Genomic DNA, 8,872 nt, shown 5'->3' on the forward strand with positions numbered 1-8,872 from the left:
ATCGCCGCGCGGTCGCCGCCGCCGGCAAAGCGGTGCGACAGGCCCCAGTCGCGCAAGGCGTCGGCCACCGGCCGGTGGCGCCTGCCGATGTCTTCCAGAACTTCGATAGCCGCCGCCAGCCTTCCGCCCAGTCGCATTCTTGCTTCCGTCAACCCGTTGCTTTGAGCCCTGCTCTTAGAGCCTTTCCTGCTCCGATTGAAACATTTCTGTTGCGGTGAGGCCAAAAACGACCTGTCCATTGCCATCCTCTATACGACAAACGGAACGCTTTTTCGAGACAGTCGACCGTCAGCGGAACCAAGAACAAATCGATCGAAACATGAAAATTCTCTAATGTTTTGACTGGCGCACAAGCAACCGGCCTGGCTTAACCACTTAGCTTTCCAAGTTTTCCAAGAGAATACTCTTTCGTCTGTGATTCGCGGCGCGGGAAACGCGGTTTGACGGATCCCTATGAGGAGAGGGCAATGAAGACTTATCTGGCAGAAGTTCTAGGCACGTTTTTGTTGGCGTTCATCGGCACGGCCTACGTGGTCACGGGCGGCTTCGGCGGCGCGCTGCCGCTCGGGCAGGAAGGCATCGGCCTGGCGTTCGGCATCGGCCTGATCGCGGCGGCTTATGCGATCGGCCCGATCTCGGGCGCGCATCTCAATCCGGCGGTGACGCTCGGCGTGTTCCTTGCGGGACGGATGCCGGCCAAGGATGTCGTCCCTTGCTGGATCGCGCAGATCATCGGCGCCATCATCGCTTCGCTGGCGCTGTGGATCATCGTCACCGGCCAGGCCGGCGGCCACACCGGCGGCTTCGGCGCCAACGGCTGGGACGAGGCGAAATGGGGCGTGAGCTCGGCCTTCCTGTGGGAGCTGATCGGTACCTTCTCTTTCGTCACCGTCATCCTCGGCGTCACCAACGCCAAGCATACGACGGCCTTTGCCGGCCTGGTCATCGGCCTGACGCTGGCAGGGATTCACTTCGCCATGATCCCGGTCACCGGCACCTCGGTCAATCCGGCGCGTTCGATCGGCCCGGCGCTGTTTTCGGGCGGCGCAGCGCTCAGCCAGCTCTGGCTGTTTATCGTCGCGCCGCTGATCGGCGGGGCGATCGCCGGCGTCGTCGCCAAGGCCGGCATCTTCGAAAAAGACTGATCGTTAGTTTGGCCGATGCAAAAGGCGCGGGCATGAACCCGCGCCTTTTCTTTGGGAGGATGTGACCTTATTTCGCGGCCAGCTCGAAGCGATCGAGGTTCATCACTTTGGTCCAGGCCTTGACGAAGTCCTTGACGAACTTCGTCTTGGCATCGGCCGAGCCGTAAACCTCGGCCAGCGCACGCAATTGCGAATGCGAGCCGAAGATCAGGTCGGCGCGCGTGCCGGTCCACTTGACCTGTTTGGTTTTCCGATCGCGCGCCTCGTAGACCTCTTCCGAGCCCGGCTCTGTGCCAGCAGCCGGATCCCAGACCGTCGCCATGCTGAGCAGGTTGACGAAGAAGTCGTTGGTCAGCGTCCCAGGCTTGTCGGTGAACACGCCATGCTTCGAGCCGTTGTGGTTGGCGCCGAGGACGCGCAGGCCGCCGACCAGCACCGTCATTTCCGGCGCCGTCAGCGTCAGCAGCTGCGCCCGGTCGACCAGCATCGCTTCGACGGACATCGGCAGCTTGCCGCCGACATAGTTGCGGAAGCCGTCGGCCCTCGGCTCGAGCGCCGCGAAAGATTCGACATCCGTCTGCTCCTGCGAAGCGTCCATGCGGCCGGGCGTGAACGGCACCTTCACCTCGTGGCCACCGTCTTTCGCGGCCTTCTCGACCGCGGCGACGCCGCCGAGCACGATGAGGTCGGCCAGCGAGACCTTCTTGCCGGCAGCCTGCGCGGCGTTGAACTCCTTCTGGACAGCCTCGAGCTTCGCCAGCACCTTCGACAGTTGAGCCGGCTGGTTGACGTCCCAGTCCTTCTGCGGCTCAAGGCGGATGCGGCCGCCATTGGCGCCGCCGCGCTTGTCCGAACCGCGGAAGGTCGAGGCCGAGGCCCAGGCGGTCGAGACCAGCTCGGAGACCGAAAGGCCGGTGGCCAGGATCTTCGCCTTCAGCGCGGCGATGTCCTCTTCGCTCACCAGCTCATGGTCGATCGTCGGGATCGGATCCTGCCAGATCAGCTCTTCCTTCGGCACGAGCGGGCCGAGGTAGCGTACCATCGGGCCCATGTCGCGATGGGTGAGCTTGAACCAAGCGCGGGCGAAGGCATCGGCGAACTGATCGGGATGCTGGTGGAAGCGGCGCGCAATCTTCTCATAGGCCGGGTCGAAGCGCAGCGAGAGGTCGGTGGTGAGCATGGCCGGCGCATGGCGCTTCGAAGCATTGTGCGCGTCCGGCACGGTACCAGCGCCGGCGCCGCCCTTCGGCGTCCACTGATTGGCGCCGGCCGGGCTCTTCGTCAGCTCCCATTCGTAATTGAACAGGTTGTCGAAGAAATTGTTGCTCCATTTGGTCGGGGTCGTGGTCCAGGTGACTTCGAGGCCCGAGGTGATGGCGTCGCCGGCAATGCCGGTCGCATGTTTGCTCGACCAGCCGAGGCCCTGCGCCTCGATGCCGGCGCCTTCCGGCTCTGCGCCCACAAGTGCTGCATCGCCGGCGCCGTGCGTCTTGCCGAAGGTGTGGCCGCCGGCGATCAGCGCCACGGTCTCCTCGTCGTTCATGGCCATGCGGCGGAAGGTCTCGCGGATGTCGCGCGCGGCGGCAATCGGATCCGGCTTGCCGTTCGGCCCTTCCGGATTGACGTAGATCAGGCCCATCTGCACGGCGCCGAGATGGCCCTGCAGTTCGCGATCGCCCGAATAGCGCTGGTCATCCAGCCACTTGGTTTCGGAACCCCAGTCGACGTCCTGCTCCGGCTCCCACACGTCGGCGCGGCCGCCGGCGAAGCCGAAGGTCTTGAAGCCCATCGATTCCAGCGCGACGTTGCCGGCCAGGATCATCAGGTCGGCCCAGGAGATCTTGCGGCCGTATTTCTGCTTGACGGGCCAGAGCAGCCGGCGGGCCTTGTCGAGATTGGCGTTGTCCGGCCAGCTGTTGAGCGGCGCGAACCGCTGCTGACCGGCGCCAGCGCCGCCGCGGCCGTCGCCGATGCGGTAGGTGCCGGCGCTGTGCCAGGCCATGCGGATGAAGAGCGGTCCGTAATGGCCGAAGTCCGCCGGCCACCAGTCGTGCGAATCCGTCATCACATGATGCAAATCCTTGATCACCGCGTCGAGATCGAGGCTCTGGAATTCCTTGGTGTAGTCGAAATCCTCGCCCATCGGGTCAGAGAGGTTCGACTGCTGGTGAAGAACGCCGAGATCGAGCAGGTTCGGCCACCAGTCACGGTTGGTCCGGCCGGCGGATCCATGCGCCACGGGGCATTTGCCAGCGCTGTTGTCGTCGGTTTTTGCGTCCATCTTACTCTCCGATTTTGCCGAGTTTTGAAATGGGTTTCCGGGGCGGCCGGCGGCCGCGCCAATCTGGAATGATTCCAGACTAGGGCGGCTTGCCGATAAAGACAAATTGCCTTTCCTGTTTTTTCCGATAGGATTTCCTTATGATCGGTCTCACCGTCAGGCAGATGCTTTATTTCGACGCGCTGGCGCAGACGCTGCATTTCGGCCGCGCTGCGAAGCTTGCCGGCGTCAGCCAGCCGGCGCTCTCCGCCCAGATCGCGGAAATGGAAGAGCGGCTGACTTGCCGTCTGTTCGAGCGCGGCGGCAAGATCGTGCGGATGACCGACGAGGCGCTGGCGCTCCAGCCGCGCATCGAGCGCATTCTTGCCGACATACGTGACGTCGAGACGACTGCCCGTCGCGGCCGTCCCGCGATGGAAGGCCGCTTCCGGCTGGGCATCATCCCAACGGTTGCACCCTATCTGCTGCCGCGGGTTCTGCCGGAATTGAAGAGGCATTTCCCTGCCCTGCAGCTCGAGCTGCGCGAGGCGGTGACCGCATCGCTGGTCGAGGACAATGTCTCGGGCAAGCTCGACGCTTTCATCGCCGCGCTGCCGCTCGACTATCCTGGGCTCGCCACCGAAGAGCTTTTCCCGGACCGCTTCTTCCTTGCGGTCCCCGCCGGCGATCCGGCCTTCGCCTCGCCGCCGGTGCCGCCGGAAAGCCCGGCGCTGGAGCGGCTGATGCTGCTCGAGGAAGGCCACTGCCTGCGCGAACAGGCTTTGGCCGTCTGCGGCAATGTGCGGCCGGTGGCGATGGCAAGCTACGGCGCCACGAGTCTTACGACGCTCCTGCAGATGGTGGCGCATGGGCTCGGCGTGACGCTGGTTCCGGAAATGGCGGCAAGCGCTGCCGGCGTCATGCCTGACTTAAAGATCGTGCCGTTCCAGGAGCCGATGCCGCAGCGCATGATCTGCCTCGCCTGGCGGAAGAACAAGGTGCGTCAGGACGAATGCGTGGAACTGGCAAAGATCATACGCGGCCTGGATCAGGCCGTGCTGGCGAGTTGACGCCGGCTTCTACGCTTACCATGCCAGTTCTCCGCTAACGCGTCGTTCAGAGGCTTCTGCGGCTTGAGTATCTGAGTAGTCGCTGCGCGCCCGATAAATGGCGGTTCCTGTCCTCGCGACCGTTTCCATCCATGCATCCGATCGCCAGCTTTCACCAAGCTTTCATGGTACAAAAATCAAAAATACGTATGTAAAAAACACCACAATATGAACCATTCCGGTCAAGAATGTCGTTCTTTCGGTACTAAAGCTTACGCTGCATATGAAAAGCGCCAAGGCCAAAAGCACTGCATCCGCCGCCGGAAGCCCCAAGGTCAATCCTCTGCCCGTCAGCAGGCTGGCGGCCGCGACAGCCGGTATTGTCAGACCAATCGTGGCGCAAGCCGAACCCATCGCAACGTTCAAGCCGCGCTGCAGCTCATTGTTGAGTGAGGCGCGAATCGCCGAAATGGCCTCCGGCATCAAAACCAGCCCCGCGATCAACGCGCCCACAATACTGTCAGCCTGTGTCACCTGGTAGGCGACGAGCGTATTCTCGACACTTGCGGCGACCTGCTCGGCGAGCATGACAATTCCGATCAGCCCGATCAGCAGGAGCAGAGCGCTGGCAGAGATGCTTTCTTGCGGAGCGGTTCGCATCGAGATGTCGTGCGCTTGTCCTTCGATGAAGTCGTCCCGGTGCCGGACGGTCTGGGCGAATACGAAACTTGCATAGAGCAGCACTGAAAGCACGCTTACGAAACCAAGCTGAGCTGCCGAAAACGTACCGGGATCCGTGGTTCGAGTGTAGGTCGGGAGAATGAGCGTCATGACCGTCAGCGCGATCAGAACCGCCAAATACGCACTGGTTCCCTGCCGAACGATTGCCTGCTTGCGATGACGCCAGCCGCCAAGCGCGAGACACGTGCCGACAACGCCGGTAGAGGTAATCATTACCGTCGAGAAAACGGACTCGCGCGCCAATGTCGGGTTGTTCTCTCCATGCAGCATCATGGAAACGATGATCGACACTTCGATTGCCGTCACGGCAAAGGTCAGCACCAACGTTCCGTACGGCTCCCCTACGCGCCGGGCCACTGCCTCGGCGTGGTCGAGCACCACGAAAATGGTGGTGAACATGATCGCACTCGAAAGCGCTCCAACAAGAATCCTGACGTTCAGCGAGCCTTCGTCCACCGAAAGACCGCTGGCTCTGACCGCGACAGCCATCGCCAGAGCGGCCAATGGCATCGTGTAGGAAGTCACCGACCGTGTGGAACCAGTCATTGAAGCCCCCCAAACGCCGCGCGTTTCTGCGAACTTAGCGGAAAAGCGTGTGGGGAGCACCTCTCACGCCGTCTTCTGCGCCACCAACCCCAGTTCCTCGACCATCTTTTCGCGCATTAAAAACTTTTGCGGCTTACCGGTGACCGTCATCGGCAGCTCGGTGCGAAAGCGGATGTAGCGCGGCACCTTGTAATGCGCGATCTGGCCGGCGCAGAAGGCCTTGATTTCCTGCTCCGTAGCGATCTGGTCAGGCTTCAGCACGATCCAGGCGCAGAGTTCCTCGCCATATTTGTCGTCGGGAATGCCGAAGACCTGAACTTCCTTGATCTTCGGATGGCGGTAGAGGAACTCTTCCACCTCGCGCGGATAGATGTTCTCGCCGCCGCGGATGACCATGTCCTTCACCCGGCCGACAATGTTGCAATAGCCCTCGGCGTCTATTGTCGCGAGGTCGCCGGTATGCATCCAGCCGTCCGTGTCGATCGCCTCGCGGGTCTTGTCGGCGTCGTCCCAATAGCCCTTCATCACCGAATAGCCGCGCGTGCAGAGCTCGCCCGGCGCGCCGGCCGCGACGGTGGCGCCGTCGGCTCCGATCGCCTTGACCTCGACATGCGGATGGACGCGGCCGACAGTCGAGACGCGCTTTTCCAGCGGATCGTCGACGCTGCTCTGGAACGAGACCGGGCTGGTCTCGGTCATGCCGTAGGCGATGGTCACCTCAGACATGTGCATCAACGACACCACCTTCTTCATCACCTCGATCGGGCATGGCGAGCCGGCCATGATGCCGGTGCGCAGGCTGGAGAGGTCGAAGGTCGGAAAATCCGCATGGTCGAGCATGGCGACGAACATGGTCGGCACGCCGTAGAGACCGGTGCAGCGTTCCTGCGCGACGGCCTTGAGCGTCGCGCCGGCATCGAAACCTTCGCCCGGGAAGACCATCGTCGCGCCCTTGGTAACGCAGCCCATCGTGCCCATCGACATGCCGAAACAGTGATAGAGCGGCACCGGAATGCAGAGCCGGTCATCGACGGTGAGTTTTATTGCCGAGGTGACGAAATTGCCGTTGTTGACGATGTTCAAATGGGTCAGCGTCGCGCCCTTCGGCGCGCCGGTCGTGCCGCTTGTGAACTGGATGTTGATGGCCTCATTCGGCTTCAGGCTTTCGGAGATGCGGTCGAGGCTGTCATGCTCGTCGCGTCCGGCCATGGCGAGCACGTCGCCGAAGTTGAACATGCCGGGCGAATTGTCGTCGCCCATGCGGATGACGATCTTCAACGCCGGCAGCTTCTTTGCCTTGAGCTTGCCGGGCTCCGCCATGGCGATTTCCGGCGCCAGCGTCTCGATCATGCCGAGATAGTCGGAGGTCTTGAACTGCGCGGCAGTGACCAGCGCCTTGCAGCCGACTTTGTTCAGCGCATATTCCAGCTCGGTCAGCCGGTAGGCCGGGTTGATGTTGACCAGGATGAGGCCGATGCGGGCGGTGGCGAACTGCGTCACCAGCCATTCCCAGCGGTTCGGCGACCAGATGCCGACGCGATCGCCCTTCTCCAATCCGAGCGCCAGGAAGCCGGCGGCTAAAGCATCGACCGCATCCGATAGCTCGCTCCAGGTGAAGCGCTTGTCCTGGCCGACGAAGACGGCGGCGTCGAGCGTGGCGTATTTGCTCACCGTGTCGGAAAACAGCTCCGGAATGGTCTTGTCGAGCAAGGGCACCGAGCGGTCGCCCGAGACATGCGCCCTGCCCTCCACCGGAGCAATGAAGCTGTTGCGCGCTTTGCGCAGATTGGTGGCGTTCTTGAGCTCGTCGAGTTTGATCGCCATCGCCGTCTCCTCCCGGGATGCGTCAGCCTATCAGCCGGTGACGGCGGTGAAAATCCGCCAAAGGTCCTCCTCCCTCAACGGGGAAGGAGGGCGCTCATCTTGGCGGCGATATCGCGCAACCGCGCCTCATCAGCCGCATCTCGGACTTTCTTCGAAGCGACGAGGCAGGCCTGCGAGTTCAGGATCGTGCCGTCGCCCAGCACCTTGAGGTGATTGGCGCGCAGCGTCGAGCCGGTGGTGGTGATGTCGACGATGACGTCCGCCAGCCCAGCCGCCGGCGCGCCTTCGGTGGCGCCGAGGCTTTCGACGATGCGGTAGACCTGAATGCCGTGCTTCAGCGAGAAGAACTGCTGCGTCAGGCGCCAGTATTTGGTGGCGATCCGTAGCCGCCGGCCGTGGCGCTGGCGGAAATCGGCGGCGACGTCGTCGAGATCGGCCATGGTGTCGACGTCGAGCCAGATATCCGGCACCGCGACCACGACATCGGCATGGCCAAAGCCAAGGCGGGCGACGATCTCGGCGCGCGCTTCCCAGTCGGCGAGGTTCTCGCGCAGCAGGTCCTCGCCGGTGATGCCGAGATCGACCGCGCCCTGGCCGATCTCGCCGGCGATTTCGGATGCCGACAGGAAGGCCACCTCGACATTGTCGAGGCCGTCGATGCGGGCGCGGTATTTGCGGTCGTCCTGCGGCAGGGTGACCGCCAGCCCGACCTTGGCCAGGACTCCCAGCGACTGCTCTTTCAAACGGCCCTTGGACGGGATCGCCAGCGTGATCATTTCGCGCCCTCCCGCAACGCCTCGATGCGGTCGAGCCAGACCGAGAAGCCCACGCCGGGGATCGACTTCTTGGCGCCCAGCAGCGTCAGCAGCCGGTCGTAACGGCCGCCGCCGACCAGCGGGCGATCACCATCTGCGGCGGCTATTTCGAAAACCAGGCCGGTGTAGTAATCGAGCGGACGGCCGAAGGCGGCGTCATAGCGGATTGCCGCCATCGGCAGGCCGTGCGCTTCGATCGCCCTGGCGCGGGCTGCGAAATTCTCGAGCGCGGCGCCGAGCGAGAGGCCGGCGTCGCCGGCGAATTTTTCCAGCGCATCGGTCGCGCCATCCAGCGCGACGTCGATCTCGAGAAAGCCCTTCAGCGCCGAGAAGGCCTCGTCGGAAAGCCGCACGCTGCGAAGCTGCGCCTTCTCGATCAGCCGCCGCGCGATGTCGGCCGGCGCGCGGCCGGTCGATGCCGACAGACCGGCCTGTTCCATGCCCTCGGCGATGTGCGTGGCCAAGGCTTCCGCGTCGCCGTCGAGCACCAGC

At 63.3% G+C, this 8,872-nt stretch carries 7 protein-coding genes and 1 pseudogene; 2 read left to right on the plus strand and 6 right to left on the minus strand.

Annotated elements, in window-relative coordinates:
• Positions 1–137 (minus strand): annotated as a pseudogene (locus tag DH10_RS37330) (MFS transporter); the annotation flags it as partial.
• Between the two features lie 330 nt (positions 138–467).
• Here DH10_RS37330 and DH10_RS29540 point away from each other — a divergent pair.
• Positions 468–1,145: an aquaporin gene (locus tag DH10_RS29540; protein ID WP_192252654.1), complete on the plus strand. Its 678-nt coding sequence runs from the start codon at positions 468–470 to the stop codon at positions 1,143–1,145.
• Positions 1,146–1,212: 67 nt separating this feature from the next.
• Here DH10_RS29540 and katG read toward each other — a convergent pair whose 3' ends face one another.
• Positions 1,213–3,426: a catalase/peroxidase HPI gene (gene katG, locus DH10_RS29545; protein ID WP_192252651.1), complete on the minus strand. Its 2,214-nt coding sequence runs from the start codon at positions 3,424–3,426 to the stop codon at positions 1,213–1,215.
• A gap of 140 nt (positions 3,427–3,566) precedes the next feature.
• Between katG and DH10_RS29550 the strand changes: the two genes are divergently transcribed.
• Complete coding sequence (locus tag DH10_RS29550; RefSeq protein ID WP_192252648.1) at positions 3,567–4,475, plus strand: hydrogen peroxide-inducible genes activator; 909 nt, start codon at positions 3,567–3,569, stop codon at positions 4,473–4,475.
• Positions 4,476–4,637: 162 nt separating this feature from the next.
• Here the strand turns inward: DH10_RS29550 and DH10_RS29555 are convergent, their stop codons facing one another.
• The 4 genes from DH10_RS29555 to DH10_RS29570 form a co-directional block, all read right to left on the minus strand.
• Positions 4,638–5,741 carry a calcium:cation antiporter gene (locus DH10_RS29555; protein ID WP_192385632.1) on the minus strand — a complete coding sequence of 368 codons (1,104 nt, stop codon included), beginning with the start codon at positions 5,739–5,741 and terminating at the stop codon, positions 4,638–4,640.
• A 63-nt stretch (positions 5,742–5,804) separates the two neighbouring features.
• Complete coding sequence (locus tag DH10_RS29560) at positions 5,805–7,565, minus strand: AMP-binding protein (protein ID WP_192252641.1); 1,761 nt, start codon at positions 7,563–7,565, stop codon at positions 5,805–5,807.
• A gap of 74 nt (positions 7,566–7,639) precedes the next feature.
• A complete protein-coding gene (gene hisG, locus DH10_RS29565; RefSeq protein ID WP_192252638.1) occupies positions 7,640–8,341 on the minus strand; it encodes an ATP phosphoribosyltransferase in 702 nt (233 codons plus the stop codon).
• Positions 8,338–8,872 (minus strand): ATP phosphoribosyltransferase regulatory subunit (locus DH10_RS29570; protein WP_192385633.1); only part of this gene is annotated, 535 nt, incomplete at its 5' end. The genes DH10_RS29570 and hisG, both read right to left, overlap by 4 nt.

This window comes from Mesorhizobium silamurunense, assembly GCF_014843825.1.
GTDB lineage: Bacteria > Pseudomonadota > Alphaproteobacteria > Rhizobiales > Rhizobiaceae > Mesorhizobium > Mesorhizobium silamurunense.